The 24,247-nt window shown below is 68.0% G+C and carries 21 protein-coding genes and 2 tRNA genes; 7 read left to right on the forward strand and 16 right to left on the reverse strand.

Features of this window, described 5'->3' with window-relative positions:
- The first annotated feature begins 390 nt into the window (after positions 1-390).
- The gene (locus I4U41_RS02290) at positions 391-1,089 is read left to right on the forward strand and encodes a J domain-containing protein (RefSeq protein ID WP_206859396.1); all 699 of its coding nucleotides are present in this window, start codon (positions 391-393) and stop codon (positions 1,087-1,089) included.
- 121 nt (positions 1,090-1,210) lie between these two features.
- Here the strand turns inward: I4U41_RS02290 and I4U41_RS02295 are convergent, their stop codons facing one another.
- A complete protein-coding gene (locus I4U41_RS02295; RefSeq protein ID WP_242524971.1) occupies positions 1,211-2,605 on the reverse strand; it encodes a TIGR03013 family XrtA/PEP-CTERM system glycosyltransferase in 1,395 nt (464 codons plus the stop codon).
- A 149-nt stretch (positions 2,606-2,754) separates the two neighbouring features.
- On the reverse strand, positions 2,755-3,519 hold the full coding sequence (locus I4U41_RS02300) for a 4'-phosphopantetheinyl transferase family protein (RefSeq protein ID WP_206859397.1): 765 nt from the start codon (positions 3,517-3,519) through the stop codon (positions 2,755-2,757).
- A gap of 341 nt (positions 3,520-3,860) precedes the next feature.
- Between I4U41_RS02300 and tviB the strand changes: the two genes are divergently transcribed.
- On the forward strand, positions 3,861-5,129 hold the full coding sequence (gene tviB, locus I4U41_RS02305) for a Vi polysaccharide biosynthesis UDP-N-acetylglucosamine C-6 dehydrogenase TviB (protein ID WP_425492502.1): 1,269 nt from the start codon (positions 3,861-3,863) through the stop codon (positions 5,127-5,129).
- A gap of 2 nt (positions 5,130-5,131) precedes the next feature.
- On the forward strand, positions 5,132-6,190 hold the full coding sequence (locus tag I4U41_RS02310; protein WP_206859399.1) for an NAD-dependent epimerase: 1,059 nt from the start codon (positions 5,132-5,134) through the stop codon (positions 6,188-6,190).
- A 266-nt stretch (positions 6,191-6,456) separates the two neighbouring features.
- Here the strand turns inward: I4U41_RS02310 and I4U41_RS02315 are convergent.
- The 8 genes from I4U41_RS02315 to I4U41_RS02350 form a co-directional block, all read right to left on the reverse strand.
- Positions 6,457-6,533: transfer RNA gene (locus I4U41_RS02315), tRNA-Arg, on the reverse strand.
- A 201-nt stretch (positions 6,534-6,734) separates the two neighbouring features.
- A tRNA-Ser gene (locus I4U41_RS02320) sits at positions 6,735-6,827 on the reverse strand.
- A gap of 65 nt (positions 6,828-6,892) precedes the next feature.
- A complete protein-coding gene (gene csrA / locus I4U41_RS02325) occupies positions 6,893-7,099 on the reverse strand; it encodes a carbon storage regulator CsrA (RefSeq protein WP_206859401.1) in 207 nt (68 codons plus the stop codon).
- Positions 7,100-7,240: 141 nt separating this feature from the next.
- Positions 7,241-9,874: an alanine--tRNA ligase gene (gene alaS, locus I4U41_RS02330; protein ID WP_206859403.1), complete on the reverse strand. Its 2,634-nt coding sequence runs from the start codon at positions 9,872-9,874 to the stop codon at positions 7,241-7,243.
- Positions 9,875-10,166: 292 nt separating this feature from the next.
- On the reverse strand, positions 10,167-10,670 hold the full coding sequence (gene recX / locus I4U41_RS02335) for a recombination regulator RecX (RefSeq protein WP_206859405.1): 504 nt from the start codon (positions 10,668-10,670) through the stop codon (positions 10,167-10,169).
- Between the two features lie 37 nt (positions 10,671-10,707).
- On the reverse strand, positions 10,708-11,742 hold the full coding sequence (gene recA, locus I4U41_RS02340; RefSeq protein WP_206859407.1) for a recombinase RecA: 1,035 nt from the start codon (positions 11,740-11,742) through the stop codon (positions 10,708-10,710).
- 215 nt (positions 11,743-11,957) lie between these two features.
- A complete protein-coding gene (gene lexA / locus I4U41_RS02345) occupies positions 11,958-12,614 on the reverse strand; it encodes a transcriptional repressor LexA (RefSeq protein ID WP_206859409.1) in 657 nt (218 codons plus the stop codon).
- A 78-nt stretch (positions 12,615-12,692) separates the two neighbouring features.
- Complete coding sequence (locus I4U41_RS02350; RefSeq protein WP_157029775.1) at positions 12,693-13,193, reverse strand: CinA family protein; 501 nt, start codon at positions 13,191-13,193, stop codon at positions 12,693-12,695.
- A gap of 173 nt (positions 13,194-13,366) precedes the next feature.
- On the opposite strand from I4U41_RS02350, the gene mutS reads away from it, so the two are divergent.
- The 3 genes from mutS (at position 13,367) to I4U41_RS02365 (ending at position 18,591) form a co-directional block, all read left to right on the forward strand.
- Positions 13,367-15,943, forward strand: coding sequence for a DNA mismatch repair protein MutS (gene mutS, locus I4U41_RS02355; RefSeq protein WP_242524972.1), 2,577 nt, complete (start codon positions 13,367-13,369; stop codon positions 15,941-15,943).
- 345 nt (positions 15,944-16,288) lie between these two features.
- Positions 16,289-17,806 (forward strand): catalase, encoded by a 1,518-nt coding sequence (locus tag I4U41_RS02360; protein WP_206859411.1) that lies wholly within the window; start codon positions 16,289-16,291, stop codon positions 17,804-17,806.
- A 164-nt stretch (positions 17,807-17,970) separates the two neighbouring features.
- Positions 17,971-18,591, forward strand: coding sequence for a DUF937 domain-containing protein (locus tag I4U41_RS02365; RefSeq protein ID WP_206860378.1), 621 nt, complete (start codon positions 17,971-17,973; stop codon positions 18,589-18,591).
- Positions 18,592-18,647: 56 nt separating this feature from the next.
- Here I4U41_RS02365 and I4U41_RS02370 read toward each other — a convergent pair whose 3' ends face one another.
- Positions 18,648-19,058 carry an RNA-binding S4 domain-containing protein gene (locus I4U41_RS02370; protein ID WP_320415134.1) on the reverse strand — a complete coding sequence of 137 codons (411 nt, stop codon included), beginning with the start codon at positions 19,056-19,058 and terminating at the stop codon, positions 18,648-18,650.
- Between the two features lie 154 nt (positions 19,059-19,212).
- On the opposite strand from I4U41_RS02370, the gene I4U41_RS02375 reads away from it, so the two are divergent.
- Positions 19,213-20,694: an MATE family efflux transporter gene (locus I4U41_RS02375; protein WP_206859412.1), complete on the forward strand. Its 1,482-nt coding sequence runs from the start codon at positions 19,213-19,215 to the stop codon at positions 20,692-20,694.
- A 32-nt stretch (positions 20,695-20,726) separates the two neighbouring features.
- Here I4U41_RS02375 and I4U41_RS02380 read toward each other — a convergent pair whose 3' ends face one another.
- From I4U41_RS02380 to rpsP, 5 genes are all read right to left on the reverse strand, one after another.
- Positions 20,727-21,689, reverse strand: a complete 963-nt coding sequence (locus tag I4U41_RS02380; RefSeq protein ID WP_206859414.1) for a Mut7-C RNAse domain-containing protein — start codon at positions 21,687-21,689, stop codon at positions 20,727-20,729.
- A 169-nt stretch (positions 21,690-21,858) separates the two neighbouring features.
- On the reverse strand, positions 21,859-22,242 hold the full coding sequence (gene rplS, locus I4U41_RS02385) for a 50S ribosomal protein L19 (protein WP_206859416.1): 384 nt from the start codon (positions 22,240-22,242) through the stop codon (positions 21,859-21,861).
- Positions 22,243-22,357: 115 nt separating this feature from the next.
- A complete protein-coding gene (trmD, locus tag I4U41_RS02390; protein WP_206859418.1) occupies positions 22,358-23,152 on the reverse strand; it encodes a tRNA (guanosine(37)-N1)-methyltransferase TrmD in 795 nt (264 codons plus the stop codon).
- A gap of 71 nt (positions 23,153-23,223) precedes the next feature.
- Positions 23,224-23,763: a ribosome maturation factor RimM gene (gene rimM, locus I4U41_RS02395; protein WP_206859420.1), complete on the reverse strand. Its 540-nt coding sequence runs from the start codon at positions 23,761-23,763 to the stop codon at positions 23,224-23,226.
- A 37-nt stretch (positions 23,764-23,800) separates the two neighbouring features.
- Positions 23,801-24,058 (reverse strand): 30S ribosomal protein S16, encoded by a 258-nt coding sequence (rpsP, locus tag I4U41_RS02400; RefSeq protein ID WP_115840765.1) that lies wholly within the window; start codon positions 24,056-24,058, stop codon positions 23,801-23,803.
- Positions 24,059-24,247 lie beyond the last annotated feature (189 nt).

Consider the following 24,247-nt stretch of genomic DNA (forward strand, 5'->3'; position numbering starts at 1 on the left):
GTGCAAACCGGCGGCGATCGGCCGCCGGTTGCGTCAACGCCGGTTGCCGCGCCGGCTCCGCGGCGTCATTGCGCGCGGATGCGTCGTGCGGCGAATTGCAGGCACGTCCGCAGGCAGGTCGTCGCGACGCGACGTGGCAACGGACCGGTTGCCGCGCGCCGGACGTCCGGCGCCGCGACGCGGGCCGCCCTGGCCTCGCGCGATCGGTTGCTGCCGGAATTCCACGACATCGCCTGCCCCTCGTGCGGCACGACCGGTGACGAACCCGCACCGGCCATTCCCTGCCCCTCTCGTCGATCCAAACGGCGCGCGCGCGCGCGAGCGGCCACGTTCGTGCGCCGATGCACGGCGCCGGCAGGCGCGCTAGGATGGCGCCGACAAGGGGGCCCCATGAGCCAGGACTTCGCGCTTCTGTACATGCAGCTTGGTCTGCATCCGGACTGCAGCCTCGAAGACCTCAAGCGCGCGTATCGCGTCCGCGTGGCCGAACTGCATCCGGACCGGCATCTCGACCGCACCGCATCGGACGAGGCGCACGACGCACTCACCGAACTCACCGCGCTGTATTCGGGCGCGATCCGTTTCCATCGCCTGCATGGGCGGTTGCCGGGTTCGACGCCGCGCGGCGCGGCGGCTCCGCGTCCTGCGTCCGGCATTGCGTCGGAAAGCAATGGCCCTTCGTCGCCATCACGCACGATGACCACCACCGGACGCAATGCGCCGCCCAGCGCGACGCCGCGCATCGCGGTGCTCAGCGTGCTCGTGCTGGTGGTGGTGATGGTGGTGCTGCACTGGTCGGAAAGCACGCAGCTCGCGCCGCAGGCCGAGGCGAACGGCGCGGTGGCGGAGGTCGCCGATCCGAATGCGCCGCGCCTGGAACTGGGCATGGAGGAAGCGGCCGTCGTCGCGATCCAGGGTCCGCCGGAACGCGTGCAGGACGGCGTGTGGAATTACGGCTCGTCGTGGGTGCGCTTCGAGGACGGCCATCTGGCCGACTGGGCCAGCGTGCCGCCGAACCGGCTGCTGGTGCCCACGCCGCGACCGGTTCGCCAGGAAGAAAGCGGCGACGCGGACGTGTTCGGGCCGTAACGATCGCGGCTCACCCGACGCGAGCCAGCGTTTGTAGCCGGGTAAGCGAAACGCACCCGGGATTTGCGGCGCCTGGCCCGGGTGCGCTTCGCTTGCCCGGGCTACAGAAACACGGGAACCCCTAGCGCGAACCGCGCTGGAACAGCACCACCTCGACCGTCTGCAACAGGATGATCAGGTCGAACACCAGGCCGTGGTTCTTGACGTAGAACAGGTCGAACTTCAGCTTCTCCTCCGCATCGCGCACGGAGGCGCCATACGGATAGCGCAGCTGCGCCCAGCCGGTCAGGCCCGGCTTCACGCAATGGCGCACGGCGTAGTAGCGGATCTCGCGGCTGAGCATGTCGACGAACTGCGGGCGTTCCGGACGCGGGCCGACGATGCTCATCTCGCCGCGCAGGATGTTGAACAGCTGCGGCAGTTCGTCCAGCCGCGTCAGGCGGATGAACTTGCCCACGCGCGTGGTGCGATCGTCGCCGCGTTGCGCCCAGCGCGCCACCCCATCGCCTTCGGCATCCACGCGCATGCTGCGGAACTTGATCAGCTCGAACGGGCGCCCGCCTTCGCCGATGCGCGTCTGCTGGTAGAGGATCGGGCCGCTGGATTCCAGGCGGACCAGCGCCGCCACCAGCACCATGAAGGGCCACGCGATCAGCAGCAGCGCGGACGCGGCGAGCACGTCGAACAGCCGCTTGTTCATGCAGCGCGACGTCGAATGATCGAAACCGCCGGAGAACACCAGCCACGACGGATCGCACAGGTTCGTCGTGACCAGTCCCGCCTCGCGCTCGAAGAAGGTCGAAAGGTCGGTCATCGCCACGCCGCGCTGCACGCAGGTGAGCATTTCCTCCATCGGCAGGCCGCCGCGACGCTCGTCGGGGGCGACCACGACCTCGCTGATCTGCAACCGGTGCACGACATCGGAAAGCCCGTCCGGCGCGGCGATGCGCATCGATTCGGGCACGCAGGCGTCCTGGCCGGCGATGGGCACGAAGCCGATCAGCGTGAACGCGCGGCGGTCGCTGCCGCGACGCATGCGCGTGTTGATCAGGTCCGCGTTGTGGCCCGCGCCCAGCACCAGCACGCGGCGCTTGAACAGGTCGCCGCGGAACACGTGCATCACGCAATAGCGCAACAGCGCGATGCCGAGCAGGCCCAGGATCATCGCGATGACGATGACGCCGCGGCCGATGTACGCCATGGGCACCAGGTAGTACAGCACCATCAGCCCGATGCCGCCGATCGAGAACGACACCAGCAGGCGCAGCGCGAACTCGAAACGGTTCAGCCGCACGTGCACCTGGTAAAGCCCCAGCGCCGCCATCGCGGTGGTGACGAACATCGCCACCAGCAACGCGCGCAGGCTGAGGTTCTCGGAAAAGATCTCATGGCCTTCGGGATCGTTCATGAAGCGCAGCCACGCCGCGCCCATCACCGCCGCGATCACCAGCAGCACCTCGAGCAGCCAAAGCAGCAGCAACGCCCGGTTCTTCAGACTCGCCTTGCCGAACATCATGACCGCACTCCAGCGATGCGCGCCCAGGGGCGCGCAATGTTGTCTCCGACCTGGGGATGCGCAGGAGCCACGGGAAACGGCGTATCCAGCCGCCACGCTTCCCGTCCCTTACGCCCTGCTCCGCTTCCCGCTTCCCCTCCACTGCACCGTTACAACGACCTTGCGCCGGCGCTCCGGCCAGTCGCATCGGATATCGGCTGCAGATGCAGGCATTCGACCGCGGCCTCGCGCGGCGCCGCTACGGCCGCGGTCCATCGCTCGCCCACATCGAGCATGGCCAGGCGCACGCTGCACGCCGCAGGAGATTCCCGCGCGCTCCCGGCCAGGATGAACTCCGCGCCGGCGGCGGCGCGGAAACTGCACATCTCGCGCGCAAGGCCGATGCCTTCGGCCTTGAGCAGCGCTTCCTTGCGCACCCACAACGCCAGCAACGCACGGCTGCGCGCGGGTTCGGCGAAGTTCGACAGCGATTGCCATTCCGACGCGTGGCACACGCTCTCCGCGATGCCCGGCAGCTCCGTGGCGCGGAATGCCGCTTCGACGTCGATGCCCACCGGCCCCATCGCGCACAGCGCGAACGCGGCCACGCCGTCGGCGTGACTGAGGCTGGTGCGCACGGGTTTTCCGTCGCGCGCGATGCCGGGCAGGTGCGGCGCGCCTTCGGCATCGCGCGCGATGTTCACCGCATCGGGCGCGAGGTCCAGGGACCGCGCGACGAACAGGCGGTGCAGCGCGTAGGTCATCGCCAGCGCCTCGCGGTCGTCCGCGAAGCGGCGTTGCGCCACGCGCTGGCGTTCGGCGGCATCGAGCAGCGCCCAGGCCTCGTCGCGCCAGGGTCGCCAGGCGCGCAACTCGACGATGGCGGTCGCACAGGCGCCGGGCGCCATCGGCCCGCACGCGAACGCGTCGCGCAACGAGCACGCCGATGCTGCCTGTCGCCATGCGACCGCCACCCTCGCCCCCTGTCCGGTCCGGCCGGTTCTGGATTCAACGAACACCAACGCAGGCATGGATCGAAGGCGGACACGTCCTGTCCCGGGCCGTCGCTGCGTTTGGTGCATCAAGGCGACCGCGCCGGACCGGGCGGCGTCACGTCAAACCAAGAGCACAACGAATGGACACGACCGAGATTGGGGAACGGCTGGTCCAGCGGGCCATGCGCGATGCGCAACTGCGCGACGCCGGCCCGCGAGACACCCTCCTGGCCGCCGATGCGGCGGTGCACGGCGCGCCGGCATCGGCGGCATTGCCGACGCTGGAAACGACGCGGCTGGGCGTGATCGGGCTGGGCTACGTCGGCCTGCCGCTCGCGGTGGCGTTCGGCCGGCGCTACGACACCGTCGGCTTCGACATCAACGCACAGCGCGTGGTCGAACTGCGCGAAGGGCGCGACAGCACGCTGGAAGTCGACGCGGCCGAACTCGCGCAGGCGCAGCGCCTGCGCTGCAGCAACGACCTCGGGATGCTGCAGCGCTGCAACGTCTACATCGTCACCGTGCCGACGCCGATCGACGCCGCCAAGCGCCCGGACCTGGGCCCGCTCATGCGCGCGAGCGAGGCGCTGGGCCAGGTGCTCAAGCGCGGCGACGTGGTCGTGTACGAGTCCACCGTGTACCCGGGCTGCACCGAGGAAGTGTGCGTGCCGATCCTCGAACGCGCGTCGGGCCTGGTGTTCAATCGCGATTTCTTCGCCGGCTACAGCCCGGAGCGCATCAATCCGGGCGACCGGGAACATCGGCTCACGCGCATCCTGAAGATCACCTCCGGCTCCACGCCGGCGGCGGCGGATTTCGTCGATGCGCTGTACGGTTCGATCATCGAGGCGGGCACGCACAAGGCCAGTTCGATCAAGGTCGCCGAAGCGGCGAAGGTGATCGAGAACACGCAGCGCGATCTCAACATCGCGCTCGTCAACGACCTGGCGATCCTGTTCAACAAGCTTGGCATCGACACGCTGGAAGTGCTGCAGGCCGCCGGTACCAAGTGGAATTTCCTGCCGTTCCGCCCGGGGCTGGTGGGCGGCCACTGCATCGGCGTGGACCCGTACTACCTGACCCACAAGGCGCAGGAAATCGGCCACCACCCCGACGTGATCCTCGCCGGCCGCCGCACCAACGACGGCATGGGTGCGTACATCGCCAGCGAAGTCGTGCGACTGATGGTGCGCAAGGGGATCAACCCGGTGCAGGCGCGCATCCTCGTGCTGGGGCTGGCGTTCAAGGAGAACTGTCCGGACCTTCGCAACACGCGCGTGGTCGACATCGTGCGGGCGCTGCGCGGCTACAACGCGCAGGTCGACGTGCACGACCCGTGGGTGGACGCGGGCGACGCGGCGCACGAGTACGGCCTGGACACCGTCGCCTCGCCGGATGAAGGCGGGTACGACGCGGTGATCGTCGCTGTGGCGCATCGGCAGTTCGCGCAGCTGGGCGCGCGGGGCGTGCGCGCCTACGGCAAGCCGGTGTCGGTGGTCTACGACGTCAAGTACGTGCTGCCGCGCGATGCGGTGGACGGTCGGCTGTGACGATGAGGGTGCTCGTCACCGGCACGGCCGGTTTCATCGGGTCGCACGTCGCGCAGGTCCTGCTCGCGCGCGGCGACGAGGTGATCGGCTTCGACAATCTCAACGATTACTACGATGTGGGGCTCAAGCGCGCGCGGCTGGCACGGTTCGCGGAGCATCCGGCGTACACGCATGTGCACGGGGACCTGGCCGATCGCGATGCGGTGGAGGCGCTGTTCGAACGGCATCGCCCCGCGCGCGTGGTGCACCTGGCCGCGCAGGCGGGCGTGCGCTATGCGGCGGAGAACCCGCACGTGTACGTGGCGAGCAACGTCACCGGCTTCCTGCACGTGCTCGAAGGCGCGCGGCGGCACGGTGTCGAACATGTGGTGTATGCCTCGACCAGTTCGGTGTACGGCGCCAACACCGCGATGCCGTTCTCCGAGCACCAGCACACCGAACATCCGCTCACGCTCTACGCCGCCACCAAGAAGGCGAACGAGGCGATGGCGCACAGCTATGCGCACCTGTACGGCGTGCCGTGCACGGGGCTGCGGTTCTTCACGGTGTACGGGCCATGGGGCCGGCCGGACATGGCGCTGTTCCTGTTCACGCGCGCGATCCTCGCGGGCGAGCCGATCCCGGTGTTCAACCACGGCCGCCACAAGCGCAGCTTCACCTACATCGACGACATCGTCGCGGGCGTGGTGCGCGCGCTCGATCGCGTGCCTCGCGTCGATGACGCCTGGGATGGCGCATCGCCGGATCCGGCGAGCAGCGGCGTCGCGCCGTATCGGCTGTACAACATCGGCAGCGGCGAAAGCGTCGAACTGCTGCGCTACATCGAAATGCTGGAGCGGTGCCTGGGTCGCAAGGCGAGCCTGCGCATGCTCCCTCTCCAACCCGGCGACGTGCCGGCCACCGAAGCGGACTGCACCGATCTCGCACGCGACATGGGGTATGCGCCGGGCGTGACGGTGGAGGAAGGCGTGGCGCGGTTCGTTGCGTGGTATCGCGGGTATTACGGCGATGGCGCTGCGCGCGAGCCCGGGTCGGCGGGTGCGGGGGCCGTGGTGGCTTGAGGGTTGTGTGTTTTCGTTTTCCGATCGCGACATCGAGCAAGCGTTGTCTCGGGCAAAAAGCGAAAATGGGTTCCAGCTTTCGCTGGAATGACGGGGATGCGGTTTTCGTCGTGGGAGTGCCCCGTGAGTTGCGGGCCTGGATCCCGGCCTGCGCCGGGACGACGGGTTGGAGGCGATTCCCGATTCCCGATTCCCGATTCCCGATTCCCGCGAAAAGAACACAAACAAAAAGGCCGATGCTTTCGCATCGGCCTTTTTGTCTTGTATGGCGCGCCCGGAGAGATTCGAACTCCCGACCACCAAGTTCGTAGCCTGGTGCTCTATCCAGCTGAGCTACGGGCGCTGAGTTGAAAAATTATGAAGGATCGTTGCCGATTCGTCAAACATTTTTCGAACACTTTGATCGAAGCCGTTGAAGGCGCTTCAACCATGCACGAACCGCGCGGATTCGTGCGACCGTCTGGATCTCATGCACATCGCCGGTGGCGTCATGCACGACCAGCATGCGTTGCATCCTGGGGCCGATCCGGCCGGCCGATGGAACTGGCGGAGACTGAGGGATTCGAACCCTCGATGGAGCTTTTGACCCCATACTCCCTTAGCAGGGGAGCCCCTTCGGCCTCTCGGGCAAGTCTCCGCGGAACATCAAAACGGTGCGGGCGCAAGGATAGCGGCTCGCTCCGATTACGGCAAACGGTTTTCTCAGCCCGCGCCGTGCTTGCCGGACTCGCTGTCCGCCGGCTCTTCGCCGCGCTGGATGCGCTGGTAGATCTCTTCACGGTGAACCGCAACATCTTTCGGCGCGGTAATACCAATGCGCACCTGGTTTCCCTTGACGCCGAGCACGGTGACGGTCACCGAGTCGCCGATCATCAAGGTCTCACCGACGCGACGCGTCAGGATCAGCATCTAACATCTCCTATGGCCGCCCTTCGGGGTCGGCATGCGGGAGCTCCCGGAGCTCCCCGATTTCGAAACACAAACGTGGATCATCTTAGCGGCGGGCCAAACGCCCCCGCAACCGCAAGTGGTCAACGTTCACCATTCAATTCAGCCAAGCTTGGCCTCGACCCAGGCCGGCACCTCCGCGAGCACCTGGACCAGCGCCGGGCCATCCTCGCCACCGCCCTGGGCCATGTCCGGACGCCCGCCGCCCTTGCCGTTGATCCGACTGGCCACGTGCGCGAGGAGTTCCCCCGCCTTGACCTTGCCTGCCGCGCTTCCGTTCACGCCGGCTACCAGGGCAGCCTTGCCCTCGCTCGCCCCGGCCAGGACGATCACCGCATCGCCCATCTGCTGCTTGAGGCGGTCGACCGCCTCGCGCAGCGCCTTGGCGTCGAACCCCTCCAGCCGCGTCGCCACGACCTTGACGCCCGCCACCTGCGCGGCCGAGGCCGCCAGGTCGGAGGTCGCGCCGGACGCGGCCTTGGCCTTCAGAGACTCAAGCTCGCGCTCCAGCTTCTTCTGGCGATCGAGCAGGCTGCGCAGCTTGTCGGAGACGTCGGCCGCGTTGCCGCCCAGCAGACGCGCGGCCTCGTCGAGGCGGCGTTCCTCCTCGGCCACGAAGTCCAGCGCGCCCTGCCCGGTCAGCGCCTCGATGCGGCGCACGCCTGCGGACACGCCGCCTTCGGAGACGATCTTGAACAGACCGATGTCGCCGGTGCGCGAAACGTGCGTGCCGCCGCACAGCTCGGTCGAGGTGCCGCCCATGCGCAGCACGCGCACGCGGTCGCCGTACTTCTCGCCGAACAGCGCCATCGCGCCGAAATCCAGCGCTTCCTGCATGCCCATGTGGTGCACTTCGGCGGCGTGGTTGCCGCGGATCTCGGCGTTGACGCGACGCTCGATTTCGGCGAGCTCGCCCGCGCCCACCGGCGCGAAATGCGAGAAGTCGAAGCGCAGGCGGTCGGGCGCGACCAGCGAGCCCTTCTGCACGACGTGGTCGCCCAGCACGCTGCGCAGCGCGGAGTGCAACAGGTGCGTGGCCGAATGGTTGAGCACGGTCGCGGCACGGCGCACGGCGTCGACGCTCGCACGCACGCGATCGCCGCGCTGCAACGAACCGCTGGCAAGCATGCCGACGTGGCCGTGGAACTGGCCGGCGAACTTCACCGTGTCGCGCACTTCGAAGCGTGCGGCACCGGCTTCCAGATCGCCGGTGTCGCCGACCTGGCCGCCGCTTTCGGCGTAGAACGGCGTGCGATCGAGGATCACCGCCGCTTCCTCGCCCGCCTCGATGCGGTCCACCGCGCGGCCGTTCTTCAGCAACGCGACGACTTCCAGGCCTTCGTCGGCGAGTCGTTCGTAACCCAGGAACTGCGTCGGCGCGAGCTGCGCGGCGAGTTCGGCCGGCATCGTCGCGGTGTTGCCGAACTTGCCGGCGGCACGCGCGGTCTCGCGCTGCTGTTCCATCGCGGCTTCGAAGCCTTCCATGTCCACCGACAGGCCGCGCTCGCGCGCGATGTCGGCGGTCAGGTCGACCGGGAAGCCGTAGGTGTCGTACAGGCGGAACGCGTCGACACCCGGAATGGTGGTGTTCGAGCGCGCGGCGACTTCATCGAAGATGCGCATGCCCGCGTCAAGCGTTTCGGCGAAGCGCTCTTCCTCGGCCAGCAGCGCGCGTTCGACGAACTCGCGCTTGGCGGTCAGCTCCGGATACGCATCGCCCATCACCTCGACCAGCGGCGCGACCATGCGGTGGAAGAACGGGCCCTTCTGGCCCAGCATCCAGCCATGGCGCAGCGCGCGTCGGATGATGCGGCGCAGGACGTAGCCGCGGCCTTCGTTGCTCGGCAGCACGCCATCGACGATGAGGAAGGCGCAGGCGCGGATGTGGTCGGCGATGACGCGCAGCGACTTGTTGTCGAGGTCCGGCGTGGAGGTGAACTCCGCGGCCTTGGCGATCAGGTGACGGAACAGGTCGATCTCGTAGTTGCCGTGCACGCCCTGCAGCACGGCCGCCAGGCGCTCCAGGCCCATGCCGGTGTCGACGCATGGCGCCGGCAGCGGCAGCAGCGTGCCGTCGGGCTGGCGGTCGAACTGCATGAACACCAGGTTCCAGATCTCGATGTAGCGGTCGCCGTCCTCGTCGGGCGAACCCGGCGGGCCACCGGCGATGTGCGCGCCGTGATCGTAGAAAATTTCTGTGCACGGGCCGCACGGACCGGTGTCGGCCATCTGCCAGAAATTGTCGGAGGCGAACGGCGCACCCTTGTTGTCGCCAATGCGCACGATGCGCTCGGCCGGCACGCCGATCTTCCTGTTCCAGATCTCGTAGGCTTCGTCGTCGGTGTGGTAGACCGTGACGGTGAGGCGCTCGGCCGGCAGCCCCCAGACCTTGGTCAGCAGTTCCCAGGCCCAGGCGATGGCGTCTTCCTTGAAGTAGTCGCCGAAGGACCAGTTGCCCAGCATTTCGAAGAACGTGTGGTGGCGCGCGGTGTAGCCGACCTGGTCGAGGTCGTTGTGCTTGCCGCCGGCGCGCAGGCAGCGCTGCACATCGGCCGCGCGCACGTAGCCGGGCTTCTCGCTGCCGAGGAAGACGTTCTTGAACTGGACCATGCCCGAGTTGGTGAACAGCAACGTCGGGTCGTTGGCCGGCACCAGCGGTGCCGACGGCACGATGGTGTGGGCCTTTCCGCGGAAGAATTCGAGGAAATCGCTGCGGATTTCGGTAGTGGTTTTCATGCCTGCGCGCGAAGTCGGTGACAGGGCCGGACTGCCCGACCGGCCCATGCCCTCCTAGTGGGGGCGTCGACAGGAGCAGGCAACCCGAACCCGAAAGCCGGCTAGCGTAGCAGGACGGGCGCCCACGCGCTTGGCCCGTGGCGCATGCCTTTCCGGACTTTCGCGGACATTCCCGCGTTCATGCTGGCGGGGCTGCCGCTTCGGGAAAGCGACGCCGGCCTGCTTGTGATCCGCCGCGACGGATTGTCGGAACGGCTGGACGCGGCCCGCATGGTCGAGCCCCGTGCTGGACTCAGTCGCCCAGATCCAGCCGGGTCGCCGCTCGCACGCTGTCGCCATCGAAACCGCGGCGTATCAGGAAATCGGCCGCCTTGCGCCGCTGCGCCAGCTCGTCCAGCGACTTGCCGAAGCGGCGGCGGACCAGATCGCGGGCGTTCTCCGTCCAATCGCCGTCGAACGTGCCCATGGCATGGGCAATGGCCTCGCCGTCCAATCCATGCGTGGACAGTTCCGCCCGGATGCGCAATGGGCCGTAGCCGCTGACTGCGCGACTGCGGACGAGGCTTTCGGCGAACCGCGCATCGTTCTGCCAGCCCTCGCCTGCCAGGCGATCCACCGCAGCCTGTACCTCGCCGGGATCCAGGCCGCGCGAGGTCAGCTTGCGGTTCAACTCCTTGCGGGAGTGCTCGCGACGCGCGAGCAACCCCAGCGCGCGTTGCACCGGGGTCTGCTCGCGAACCCGGCGGCGGCGGCCGGAAGCCTCCCCGCTGCCGCCATCGCGGGGATCGTCATGCATGGCGAGAGCCCGACTTCATGCGATGCGACTCCGACGATCAGTCGTCCTGACCGTCGTCGTCCTCGCCGCGGCCGGCTTCGGCCGGGACGAACTTTTCGCGCAGCGCCGCTTCCAGGCGCTCGGCGACCTGCGGGTTTTCCTTCAGGTACTGGCGGGCGTTCTCCTTGCCCTGACCGATGCGCTCGTCGTACGCGCTGTACCAGGCACCGGACTTCTCGACCAGCTTGGCCTCCACGCCCATGTCGATCAGTTCGCCCTCTCGCGAGATGCCTTCGCCGTAGAGGATTTCGGTGACGACCTGCTTGAACGGCGGCGCCAACTTGTTCTTCACGACCTTGATGCGGGTCTGGTTGCCGATGATCTCGTCGCCCTTCTTGATCGAACCGATGCGACGGATGTCCAGGCGCACCGAGGCGTAGAACTTCAGTGCGTTGCCGCCGGTCGTGGTTTCCGGGCTCTGGCCCGGCATCATCACGCCGATCTTCATGCGCAGCTGGTTGATGAAGATCACCAGGCAGTTGGAGCGCTTGATGTTGCCGGTGAGCTTGCGCAGCGCCTGGCTCATCAGGCGGGCCTGCAGGCCCGGCAGCTGGTCGCCCATCTCGCCTTCGATTTCGGCCTTCGGCGTCAGCGCGGCGACCGAGTCGACCACGACCATGTCGATCGCGCCCGAACGCACCAGCATGTCGGCGATTTCCAGCGCCTGCTCGCCCGTGTCCGGCTGGCTGACCAGCAGGTCGTCGACGTTGACGCCGAGCTTGGCGGCATAGATGGGATCGAGCGCGTGTTCGGCGTCGATGAAGGCGCAGGTGCCGCCGGCCTTCTGGCACTGGGCGATGGCCTGCAGCGTGAGGGTGGTCTTGCCCGAGGACTCCGGACCGTAGATCTCGACGACGCGGCCCTTCGGCAGGCCGCCGATGCCCAGCGCGATGTCGAGCATCAGCGAGCCGGTGCCGATGACTTCCGTCGCTTCGATCGTGCGATCGCCCATGCGCATCACCGAGCCCTTGCCGAACTGCTTTTCGATCTGGCCCAGTGCGGCCGAAAGGGCGCGCTTCTTGTTGTCGTCCATCGTGGAGTTTTCCTTCAGTGTCAGTGGCGGAAGTCGTTGCGTGGAAGCAATCTAGCGGTGGCGTATCGCACGGGCTGAGACGCGCCGGCGGTCGTGTCCAGATTGCGTGGGCGATCCCCGGCCGACCATGAGGGGTGTCCGGGACAGGGTGTGGGAAAACCCCGCACCCTGCCCCGGAACGCCACTGACGCTGGCCCGGAAAAACGCCCGGAAGTTCATCGGTTGGGCCTCACCAGCCCGCAGTACAGGCCTTCGATCGCGAAGTCCTGGCCCGGCTCGACCTCGATGGGTGCGTAGTCGGGATTGCGAGGCAGCAGGCGGATGCGGTCCTTGCCGATCTTGAGGAGCTTGACGGTGATCTCGTCGTCGATGCGCGCGACCACGATCTGGCCCGAGCGCGCGTCGTTCGTGCGATGCACGCCGATGAGGTCGCCGCTGAAGATGCCTTCGTCGCGCATGGAATCGCCCTTCACCTTGAGCAGGTAGTCGGGCGTGGGCGAGAAGAACACGCGGTCGAGCAGGACGAAGTCGTCCGAGCCGATGTCCGCACCGATCGGACGGCCGGCGGCCACCTGCCCCAGCACCGGAAGGCGCAACGCATCGTTGGCGGCGTCGCCCGCCTCCACATGCCGGACCGGCAGTGCTTCGGACACCGGTTCGACCGCCGCGCACAGGCGAATGGCCCGCGCCCGGCCGGGCATGCGCTGGATCGCGCCCGCCTGTTCCAGCGCCTCCAGGTGGTACTGGGCCGCCCGGACGCTGCTGAAGCCCATGGCCCGGGCGATCTCGGTCTGCGACGGCGGAACGCCCTCGGCCTCGATGCGCTCGGCGATGAGGGCGAGGATGGCGCGCTGGGTGTCGGTGATGTCCATTAGTAGCAATACTACTAACGGCGAGTGGAGAGTCAAGAGGAGCGGGAAACGGGTCCCCGCCCTGCGCTCCTTCCCGGCCTACGCCATCAGTTCGGCGAGCCCGTGCAGCGCCGCGGCGACCGTCTGCCGGCGCACCGCGTCGCGGTCGCCGTCGAAATGGAAGGTCACCGCGGTCGGGTAGCCGCCGCGCCGCTTCCAGGCGATCCACACCGTGCCGACCGGCTTGTCCTCGGTGCCGCCGCCCGGCCCGGCGATGCCGGTGACCGCCACCGCCAGGGTCGCACCCGAGTGCACGAGTGCGCCGGACACCATCTCGATCACCGTCTCGCGGCTGACCGCGCCGTGCGTTTCCAGCGTCTGCGGGCGCACGCCCAGCAGCGCCTGCTTGGCTTCGTAGCTGTAAGCGGCCATGCCGCATTCGAACCAGCCGGACGAGCCGGGAATGTCGGTCAGCATCTTGGCGATCCAGCCACCGGTGCAGCTTTCGGCGGTGACCAGGGTCTGGCGATGGGCGCGGGCGGCTTCGGCGACCTGTTGCGCCAGGCGCAGCAGGGAGGCATCGGTGACGTCGTTCTTCATGGGCCGATGATAGCCCGTCGCCCGTTTCCCTCGCGCCCGCTCCGCGGCCCGCTGCCCCGGATGACCGGCGACTCGACAGCGAAGGCTTCGGCGAAATCGCCGTCGGCTGCTAGCCTAATGCCCCTTTCGCCGGCCCGCCGGCGCCGTCCCACGCAGCAGCAGATCCGCGATCCATGAGCCAAGCCGAACGGCCGCAGGAACACACGCCCCTGATGAAGCAGTTCTTCGCCGCCAAGGCGGAGCACCCGGACGTGCTGCTGTTCTTCCGCATGGGCGATTTCTACGAGCTGTTCTACGACGACGCGCGCAAGGCCGCGCGGCTGCTCGACATCACCCTGACCCAGCGCGGACAGTCCGCCGGGCAACCGATTCCGATGGCCGGGGTGCCGCACCATTCGGCCGAAGGCTACCTGGCGCGGCTGGTGGCGCTGGGCGAGTCGGTGGCGATCTGCGAGCAGATCGGCGACCCCGCGCTCGCCAAGGGCATCGTCGAACGCAAGGTGGTGCGCATCGTCACGCCGGGCACGGTGACCGACGAGGCGCTGCTCAACGAGCGCCGCGACACGCTGCTGCTCGCCATCGCGCGCGGCAAGACGGGGTACGGGCTTGCATGGGCGGACCTCGCCGGCGGACGTTTCCTCGTCAACGAAGTGGCGAACGAGGACGCGCTGGAAGCCGAGATCGCGCGCCTGGAACCGGCCGAAACGCTGGTCGCCGACGAGGACGGCTGGCAGCCGTGGATCGCCGAACGCACCGGCGTGCGCCGTCGCGCGCCGTGGCTGTTCGACGCCGACAGCGGCCGTCGCCAGCTGCTGCGTTTCTTCAACCTGCACGACCTCTCCGGTTTCGGCCTCGAAGACAAGCCGCTTTCGATCGCCGCCGCCGCCGCGCTGCTCGGCTACGTCGAGGAAACGCAGAAGCAGCGGCTGCCGCACCTGACCTCGATCGCAGTGGAATCCGGCGACGGTGCGATCGCGATGAACGCCGCGACGCGTCGTCATCTCGAACTCGACACCCGCGTCGATGGAGATACGCGCAACACCCTGCTCGGCATCCTCGATTCGACCATCACGCCGATGGGCGGCCGGTTGCTGCGCCGCTGGCTGCATCGTCCGCTGCGCGATCGCAGCGTGCTGCGCCATCGCCAGCAGGCCGTCGCCACGCTCATCGAATCGCGCTGCGGTGACACGCTGCGCGAAGGTTTTCGCGCGCTCGGCGACCTGGAACGCATTCTTTCGCGCATCGCACTGCGCAGTGCGCGTCCGCGCGATCTTTCCACGCTGCGCGATGGCCTGGGCATGCTGCCCGACGTGCGCGCGACGCTCGCGCCGCTGGATTCGCCGTGCCTGGCCGAACTCGCGGCGGAGCTCGGCGAGCACGACGACCACGCGCACCTGCTCAAGTCGGCGATCGTGCCGCAGCCGCCGGTGCTGGCGCGCGACGGCGGCATCTTCGCCGAAGGCTACGACGCCGAACTCGACGAACTGCGCACGCTCTCGACCAACGCCGACCAGTTCCTGATCGACCTGGAAGCGCGCGAGAAGGCCGCCACCGGCATCGCGACGCTGAAGGTCGGCTACAACCGCGTGCACGGCTACTACATCGAGATCAGCAAGGGCCAGTCCGACAAGGCGCCGACGCACTACACGCGCCGGCAGACGCTGACCGGCGCCGAGCGCTACATCACCGAGGAACTCAAGCAGTTCGAGGACAAGGTGCTGTCCGCGCGCGAACGTGCGCTGGCCCGCGAGCGCCTGCTGTACGAACAGCTGCTCGATGCCCTGAACGAACGCCTGCAGCCGCTCAAGCGCTGCGCTGCCGCGTTGGCTGAACTCGACGTGCTCGCGTGTTTCGCCGAACGCGCGCAGTCGCTGGACTGGTCGCAGCCGCAGCTCGACGACGAACCCGGCATCCGCATCGAACGCGGTCGCCATCCGGTGGTGGAGGCCGTGCGTAGCGATCCGTTCGAGCCCAACGACCTGGTGTTCGACGAAGACCGCCGCATGCTGGTGATCACCGGCCCGAACATGGGCGGTAAATCGACCTACATGCGCCAGAACGCGCTGATCGTGCTGCTCGCGCACATCGGCAGTTTCGTGCCGGCCTCGCGCGCGGTGATCGGGCCGATCGACCGCATCCTCACGCGCATCGGCGCGGGCGACGACCTCGCGCGCGGGCAGTCGACCTTCATGGTCGAGATGAGCGAAACCAGCTACATCCTGCATCACGCGACGCACCAGTCGCTGGTGCTGATGGACGAGATCGGACGCGGCACGTCGACCTACGATGGCCTCGCGCTCGCCGAAGCCTGCGCGCGGCACCTGGCGCATCACAATCGCGCGTACACGCTGTTTGCGACGCATTACTTCGAGCTCACGCGCCTGGCCGAACCGGGCAGCGGCATCGCGAACGTGCATCTGGATGCGATCGAACATGGCGACCAGTTGGTCTTCATGCACGCCGTCAAGGACGGCCCGGCCGACCGCAGTTTCGGCCTGCAGGTGGCGGCGCTCGCCGGCCTGCCGAAGGCCGTGGTGCAGCAGGCGCGTGGTCGTCTTGCGGAACTGGAGCAGCAGAGCCGCGACGCGCCTTCCCCGTCGCTGGCGCCGGCGGCGCTGGATGCGCCGCAGCAGTTCGGATTGTTCGCGCCGTCCTCGGCGGCGCTCGAGGCGCTGGCGTCGATCGATCCGGACGACCTGACGCCGAAGCAGGCGCTCGAAGCGCTGTATCGCCTGAAAGCGCTGTCCTGAATTTGTGCCTGTAGCCGGGTAAGCGAAGCGCACCCGGGGAACAGATCGCAGCCCGTCCCGGGTGCGCTTCGTTTACCCGGGCTACGACCGCCGCGGCGGCCGTTTGGCATCACGCGATTGAAATGGATCGGGGCTCATGATCGCCCCGCGTCGGAGCGTGCTCATGCATGCCCCACCGAAGCCGTTTCGCCGTGCAACGCGGCGACCGGGCGCAGGGAGCGCGCAACGTACCGCGCGTGTCGAGCCTGATAGCCAGCTCCTATCGAAGCGTTCGCAACAAACGATTTTCCCCGATCGCCCGCGCTTCCTACTCTCTCACTCCACACGACAGGAACGGAGTCAGCCATGAGCCAGCCCCCCGACAAGCCCGCCAAGACGCCGCTGACCACGGCCTTCGGCGCCCCGGTCATCGACAACGACAACAGCCTGACCGCGGGTCCGCGCGGGCCACTGCTGATGCAGGACGTATGGCTGATCGAGAAACTCGCCAACCTCAACCGCGAAGTCATTCCCGAGCGCCGCATGCACGCGAAGGGTTCCGGCGCGTTCGGGACGTTCACGGTCACCAACGACATCACCCGATACACCCGCGCGAAGATCTTCGAGAAGGTCGGCAAGAAGACCGAGATGTTCGCCCGCTTCACCACCGTAGCCGGCGAACGCGGCGCGGCCGACGCCGAGCGCGACATCCGCGGTTTCGCGCTGAAGTTCTATACCGAGGAAGGCAACTGGGACCTGGTCGGCAACAACACGCCGGTGTTCTTCGTGCGCGATCCGCGCAAGTTCCCGGACCTCAACAAGGCGGTGAAGCGCGATCCGCAGACCAACCTGCGCAGCGCGCGCAACAACTGGGATTTCTGGACCAGCCTGCCGGAGGCGCTGCACCAGGTCACCATCGTGATGAGCGATCGCGGCATCCCGGCGAGCTATCGCCACATGCACGGTTTCGGCTCGCACACCTACAGCTTCTACAACAACCATGGCGAGCGGTTCTGGGTGAAGTTCCACATCCGCACGCAGCAGGGCATCAGGAATCTTACCGACGAGGAAGCGCAGGAGCTGATCGGCCGCGATCGCGAAAGCCACCAGCGCGACCTGTTCGATGCGATCGAGCGCGGTGAATTCCCGAAGTGGACGATGTACATCCAGGTGATGCCGGAAACCGACGCGGAAAAGGTGCCGTACCACCCGTTCGACCTCACCAAGGTGTGGCCGCACAAGGATTATCCGCTGATCGAAGTGGGCGTGATGGAGCTCAACCGAAATCCGCAGAACTTCTACGCCGACGTCGAGCAGAGCGCGTTCGCGCCGAACAACCTGGTGCCGGGCATCAGCGTGTCGCCGGACAAGATGCTTCAGGCGCGGCTGTTCGCGTATTCGGATGCGCAACGGTATCGCCTGGGCGTGAACCATCACCAGATCCCGGTGAACGCGGCGCGCTGCCCGGTGCACAGCAACCATCGCGACGGCGCGATGCGCGTGGACGGCAATTACGGCGCGAACCTGCACTACACGCCCAACAGTTACGGCCAGTGGGAGGCGCAACCGGAGTACCGCGAGCCGGCGCTGAAGATCAACGGCAACGCGGATTTCTGGAACTTCCGCGAGGACGACGCCGATTACTTCAAGCAGCCCGGCGACCTGTTCCGCCTGATGACGCCGGCGCAGCAGCAGGTGCTGTTCGACAACACCGCACGCGCCATGGGCGATGCGCCGGACTTCATCAAGCAGCGCCACATCGACAACTGCAGCAAGGCCGATCCGGCATACGGCGCGGGCGTGGCGAAGGCGCTGAGGATGGAAGCGGCCAACCCTGCTCATACCGAAAGCGGCACGGTGAATCATCCGGTCGAGGCGGGTTGATCGGCGATCGCGTCCGACGCCTTCGCGGCAGGCATTCGCCCCTCTCCCGCACAACGCGAGAGGGGCGACATCATCTGGCGGATGTTGGACGAGACATCGTCTCTTCACGCCATCACGACAACTGAACGTGGCGGCGTTAGCATCGAGCCCCCACTTCGAGGCCCATCGCCATGAGCGCTCCCATGACCCGCGACCTGCTCGATCAATTGCAGGGGCAACCGCTCGCCGACATCGGCAACCAGCTCGGTCTTTCGCCCACGCAGGCACAGGGCGCGGTGTCGGCGGCGCTGCCGCTGCTGCTCGGCGCGCTCGGCCGGAACGCGAGCCAGCCGCAGGGCGCCGAAGCGCTGTTCGGTGCGTTGCAGCGCGATCATGCGGGCCTCGACATCGGCAGCGTGCTCGGCTCGGTACTTGGCGGCGGCGGCCAGGGCGGTTCGATCCTCGACCACGTGCTCGGCGGACGCCAGCAGAACGCGGCGCAGGGCCTGGGCGCGGCAACGGGCCTGGGCCAGGGTCAGGCGAGTTCGCTGCTGCAGATGCTCGCGCCGCTGGTGATGGCCTACCTCGCCAAGCGCATGTTCGCCGGCAATGGCGGCGGCGGACTCGCGGGCTCGCCGCAGCAGTTGGGCGATGTGCTGGGACAGGAACGCCAGACCATCGCGCAACAGGGCGGCATCGGTGGCTCGCTGATGGGCGCCGTGCTCGATCGCGACGGCGACGGCGATACCGATTTCTCCGACCTGATCGGACTGGCCGGATCCTTCCTGGGCGGCGGGCGGCGCTGAGGCGTCGCGCCCTGCCCTCGCACCGGTCGCGCTGCCGCGCGGGAGCGCGACCTCGACTACATCGCGTCGATATCGCCCAGCGCGCGGATGAGTCTCCGCGCCCGTTTGTCGGGCCTGGTTTCCGGCGGGCGATATCCCGTGCGTTCGGCGACGCGCAGCGCGCGCGCCTGTTCGCGCGCCGCACGCGACGCATCGCTTTCCTGATACAGCGCCTGCGCGACGCTCGCCGGCCCGCGCGTGTCGCTCAGGCCGCGCACTTCGATCTCGAAGGTTTCCTCGCCGCGCACGATGCGCAGCGCATCGTGCACCCGCACCGCGCGCGAAGGCTTCGCGCGCTGGCCGCCGATGTCGATCTTGCCGGTTTCGATCGCCTGCTTGGCCAGCGATCGCGTCTTGAAGAATCGCGCCGCCCACAACCACAGGTCCAGGCGCACGGAGGGCGTGGAAGAATCAGGTACGTCGCTCACTGCTCGGTCCGGTGATGCCTGCTCGGCTTCGTTGGCTTGGGGCGATTATCGCAGGGTCGGTGTCGTCGTCGCGCGTGCGGTCGGACATGGCGCGGCGTTCGCGCGAACGGTGCTACCGTGCCGCCTCTTCACGTCGCTGGATGGCCCGCATCGCATGGCGCCCACGTCGCACAACCTCACCGAAGGTCCCATCGGCCGCAACCTGTTCGCCTTCGCGCTGCCGATCCTCGCCGGCAACGTCGCCCAGTCGCTCAACGGCTCGGTCAACGCGGTCTGGGTCGGCCGCTTCCTCGGCGAGGAAGCGCTCACCGCGACGGCGAACGCCAACAACATCATGTTCTTCCTGATCGGCTCGGTGTTCGGCATCGGCATGGCGGCGACGATCCTGATCGCGCAGGCGATGGGCGCGCGCGACCTCACCCAGGCGCGACGCGTGATGGGCACCAGCGCGACGTTCTTCATCGGCCTGTCGGTGGTGATCGCCTCGCTCGGGCAATGGTTGTCGCGGCATCTGCTTGCCGCGATGGGCACGCCGGCCACCTCGCTGCACCTGGCCGAGGATTACCTGCGTGTGATCTTCCTCGCGATGCCGGCGCTGTACGCGTTCGCGTTCCTGTCGGCCGCGCTGCGCGGCGCGGGAGATGCGCGCACGCCGTTCCGTTTCCTGCTGATCGCGGTGCTGCTGGACATCGTGCTCAATCCGCTGCTGATCTTCGGTATCGGGCCCTTCCCGGAACTCGGCATCGCCGGCTCCGCGTGGGCGACGCTCATCGGGCAGACCACGACGCTGGTCGCGCTGCTCTTCTACCTTCGCCACAAGCGGCATGTCCTGTGGCTCGGCCGCCAGGACGCCCGCATGTTCCGCATCGACCGCACCATCCTGCGCTCGCTCATCGTCAAGGGCGTGCCGATGGGGCTGCAGATGGTGCTGATCTCGCTGGCGATGATCGCGATGATGTCGATGGTCAACCACCACGGCACCGACACCACCGCGGCCTACGGCGCCGCGCTGCAACTGTGGACCTACGTGCAGATGCCGGCGATGGCGGTGGGCGCGGCGTGCTCCTCGATGGCCGCGCAGAACGTCGGCGCGCACCGGTGGGATCGCGTGTCGGCCACCGCGCGTGCCGGCGTGCTGATGAACTTCCTCATGACCGGCGCGCTGATCGTGCCGCTGATCGTGTTCGACCGCTGGACGCTGTCGCTGTTCCTGCCGCCGGACAGCACGGCGCTGGAGGTCGCGCGCCATCTCAACCACATCGCGGTGTGGTCGTTCCTGTTCTTCGGCGTGACCTTCGTCGTGTCCGGCGTGGTGCGTTCCACTGGCGCGGTGGTGCCGCCGCTGCTGATCCTCGCCGCCGCGTTGTGGGGCATCCGCGTGCCGTTCGCGAATTTCATGCAGCCGCGCATCGGCGTGGATGCGATCTGGTGGAGTTTCCCGATCAGCGCGTTATGTTCGATGCTGATGGCGCTGGCGTATTACCGCTACGGCCGTTGGCGCAAGGCGCGGATGCTGGTGCCGGATCGGCACGAGGTCGCAGTGCCGGCGGAAGTGCCGGCGACGCCGCCCTCGCCGGTGGCCGATCCGAGTGCGGACCCGGACGACGAACTGGACATGCTGGAACGGGCGCGTTGAACGCCGGCCCGTTCAACCCGGCGCGGCGAACGTCAGATCGACACGCCCACTTCCGCGAGCCGCTGGCGCAGACGCGTGAGATGACTGCCCGGCCAGTAGATCTGGCCGCAATCGCGACAGCGGCTGAGCGAGCCGCCGTATCCGGCCAGCACGCGCGGCGGGACGGCGCTGGATGCGAGGCCGTGCTTCGGAGGCTTCGGTTTCCCCGGGTCGCGGATCTCCGGCGGCGAACCGGGGTCGCGTTCGGGCGGTGCATGGCCGGGGTCGCGACGCTCGGGCTCGCCCGGACCGGGATCGCGCCGCTCGCGTTCGCCGGGGGACGGGTCGCGCTCTTCGGGAGGTTGGCGATCGGGATCGTGTTCGTCGGGCGCGTCGACCAGCAAATCCACCTTGCCGTTGCAGCGCGCGCAGCGCGTGAACGGCGCGATGCGCGCGTCGAGCTGGAACCGGTCGAGCACCTCGCGCAGTTGCCGGCGCGGATCGGTCGCGTGCAGGAATGCACCGTGCGTGACGGCCGCACGCTTCAGCAGTCCGGTGTCGCGGGTGAGCAGGATGCGGTGCTGCGCGCGGGAAATCCGCAGCAGTTCGTCGTCGTGGTAATCGTTGCGGTACAGCGTGTCGAACCCGAGCAGGCGCAGGTACGAGGCGAGCCTTCCCAGGTGCACGTCGAGCACGAAGCGCGGCTCGCGCAGCGGCGTTGGACGCAGGCGGTTGGATTCGCCCAGCTCGAAGCGTTCGAACATCGGATAGACCGCGACGCGTTCGCCGCCGGTGAGCTTGTGCGAGAACGGCACGGGTTCGCCGTCGACCAGGATCAGGTCCACTTCGGTGTGCGGCACGCCGAGCGATTCGATGCGGTCCTTCACCGACGGCGTCCCGTCGAAGGCATGGGTGAAACTGCGCTTGCGGCGTTCGGGCGCGAGGAATTCGCCGAGTTCCTCGTAGAAGCGGAACTCGCACGTGGATTGCGGAGTCGCTGGAAGCAGGCTGGCCACGGCGGGCCTCCGTCGCACGATCACGCGATCGCAGCGGCCACGCTACGCCGCTGCGCGTGGGCATCGCGGGAAGAAGGGAACGCGCGCGGGTATTCGTGGACCGGAAACGACGACGGCCGCCCGGAGGCGGCCGTCGGAACGCGCGGGCGAATGGCCCGCCGCGCGAGGATTACTCGGCGTTCTTGGCGTAGGCGGACAGGTCTTCCTTGATGCGCGCCTTCTTGCCCTGCAGACCGCGCAGGTAGTACAGCTTGCCCGCGCGCACCTTGCCGCGACGCTTCACGTCGACCGAGGCGATGGTGGCGCTGTGGGTCTGGAACACGCGCTCGACGCCATAGCCGTGCGAGATCTTGCGCACGGTGAAGGACGAGTTCAGGCCGGCGTTCTTGATCGCGATGACCACGCCTTCGTAGGCCTGGACGCGCTCGCGGTTGCCTTCCTTGACCTTCACGTTGACGACGACGGTGTCGCCCTGGCTGAAGTCGGGAAGCTGGCGCTGGATCTGCTCGGCTTCGAAATTCTGCACGAGCGTGTGGATGGAGGGCTTGTTCATGGCTTTGGCCTGTTGGAGTCGTTGTAGCGCGAGTGCACGTGGACCCGCGTCTGGCATGGGTGGAACGAATGGAAGCCGCGGATTATAGCGGCATTTTTCCTTGCGTGGCTAGCGGTTACGGCGCTTCGGGGGCGTCCGCGGCCGGCTCGGAGACCGTCCCGGCGGCCTCCCGGGCGACGAGCGCGGCCCGGTAGGCGTCCAGGAGCTTGCGGTCGGCCTTCGACAGGGCCGCCTCGTCCAGCAGGTCCGGGCGACGCTGCCAGGTCCGGCCGAGCGACTGCATCCGCCGCCATTTGGCGATTTCCGCATGGTTGCCGGACATCAGCACCTCGGGGACGGTGCCCAGTTCGTGCTCGACCGGCCGGGTGTAGTGCGGGCAGTCCAGCAGGCCGCCCTCGAAGCTGTCCTGCACGGCGGACTCGGCGTCGCCCAGCACGCCTTCGCGCAGCCGCGCCACGGCGTCCACGATCACCGCGGCGGCCAGCTCGCCGCCGGACAGGACGTAGTCGCCGATGGAGATTTCCTCGTCGACCTCGGCCTGGATCAGCCGCTCATCGATGCCCTCGTACCGGCCGCACAGCAGGATCAGGCGCTCGCGACCGGCCAGCTCGCGCACCTTGGCCTGGGTGAGCGGCGCGCCCTGCGGGCTCATGTAGACGACCTTCGCCGGCGTCGGATCGGCTTCGCGCGCGGCCCGAAGGCTCGCCCGCAGCGGATCGACCAGCATCACCATGCCCGGGCCGCCGCCGAACGGACGGTCGTCGACCCGGCGGTAATTGCCTTCGGCGTAATCGCGCGGATTGAAGCCGTGCACCGACAGCAGCCCGCGCTCGACCGCCCGGCCGACCACGCCGAACGCCGCGCATTGCGCGACGAAATCGGGGAAGAGGCTGATGATGTCGATGCGCATGGGGCTGGAAGCGAGAGACGAAGAACGAGAAACGAGCCGCAGCGTAGTTGCCCGCTCCTCTCCTCGCTTCACTAGAAGTCAGGGTCCCAATCCACCGTCACCACCCCCGCCTCGAAATCCACGGACGTGACGTACTGCGGCTGGACGAAGGGAATCATGCGTTCGCGCTCGTTGTCGCGCGCGACCAGCACGTCGTTTGCGCCGGTGGCGAACAGGTGCGAGACGGTGCCGAGCGGAACGCCTTCGGTGGTTACCACGCGCAGGCCTTCCAAGTCGACCCAGTAGTACTCGCCTTCGCTCGGCGGCGGGAGCGCCGAACGCGGCACGTATATCTCGGTGCCGCGCATCGCCTCGATGGCGTCGCGGTCGGTGATGTCCGGGAACGTGGCGACGGTGTACTTGCCGCTCTGCCTGCCGCGCACGCCGCGCAGTTCGCGTTCGTTGCCCTGCGGGTCGCGCAGGATCCAGGGCTGGTAGCGGAAGATCGCGTCGCGCGGTTCCGTCCAGGATTCCAGTTTTGCTTCGCCCCTGATGCCAAAAGCGCCGGAAATCCTGCCTAACAGGATCCGGCGCTCTTGGGATCCGGTGCGCTCCGAGGAGGCGCCCGTCATGATCGGTCTGGCCGCGCGCGGGGGCGCGGCCCGCGGATCAGGCGGCGGTCGCGGCCTTGGCCGCTTCCTTGTACAGCACGGCGACCTTGTCGGTCAGCTGCGCGCCGTTCTTGATCCAGTGCTGCACGCGCTCGACGTTCAGCTCAACGCGCTTCTCGGCGCCCTGGGCGACCGGGTTGTAGAAGCCCACGCGTTCGATGTTGCGGCCGTCACGGGCGTTGCGGCTGTCGGTGACGATGACGTGGTAGAAGGGACGCTTCTTGGCGCCGCCGCGAGCGAGACGAATCTTGACCATGGTTCGGTAGTTCCTGTGTTGCCCAGCTGCCGGAATGGCAGGGTAAGCCGGCAAGTATAAAGGGTTGATTGCGCTCGGGAAACCCCGCCGCCGAGCCCGTTCAGGGCCGCGGACCAGCGATACGCCCGGGCCCTGGCGACAACGACGCCTTTCCAGCCCCCTTAGTTAGGGGGCGATTCGCGCCGAAGG

The organism is Lysobacter changpingensis (assembly GCF_017308985.1).
Classification (GTDB): Bacteria; Pseudomonadota; Gammaproteobacteria; order Xanthomonadales; family Xanthomonadaceae; genus Lysobacter_J; species Lysobacter_J changpingensis.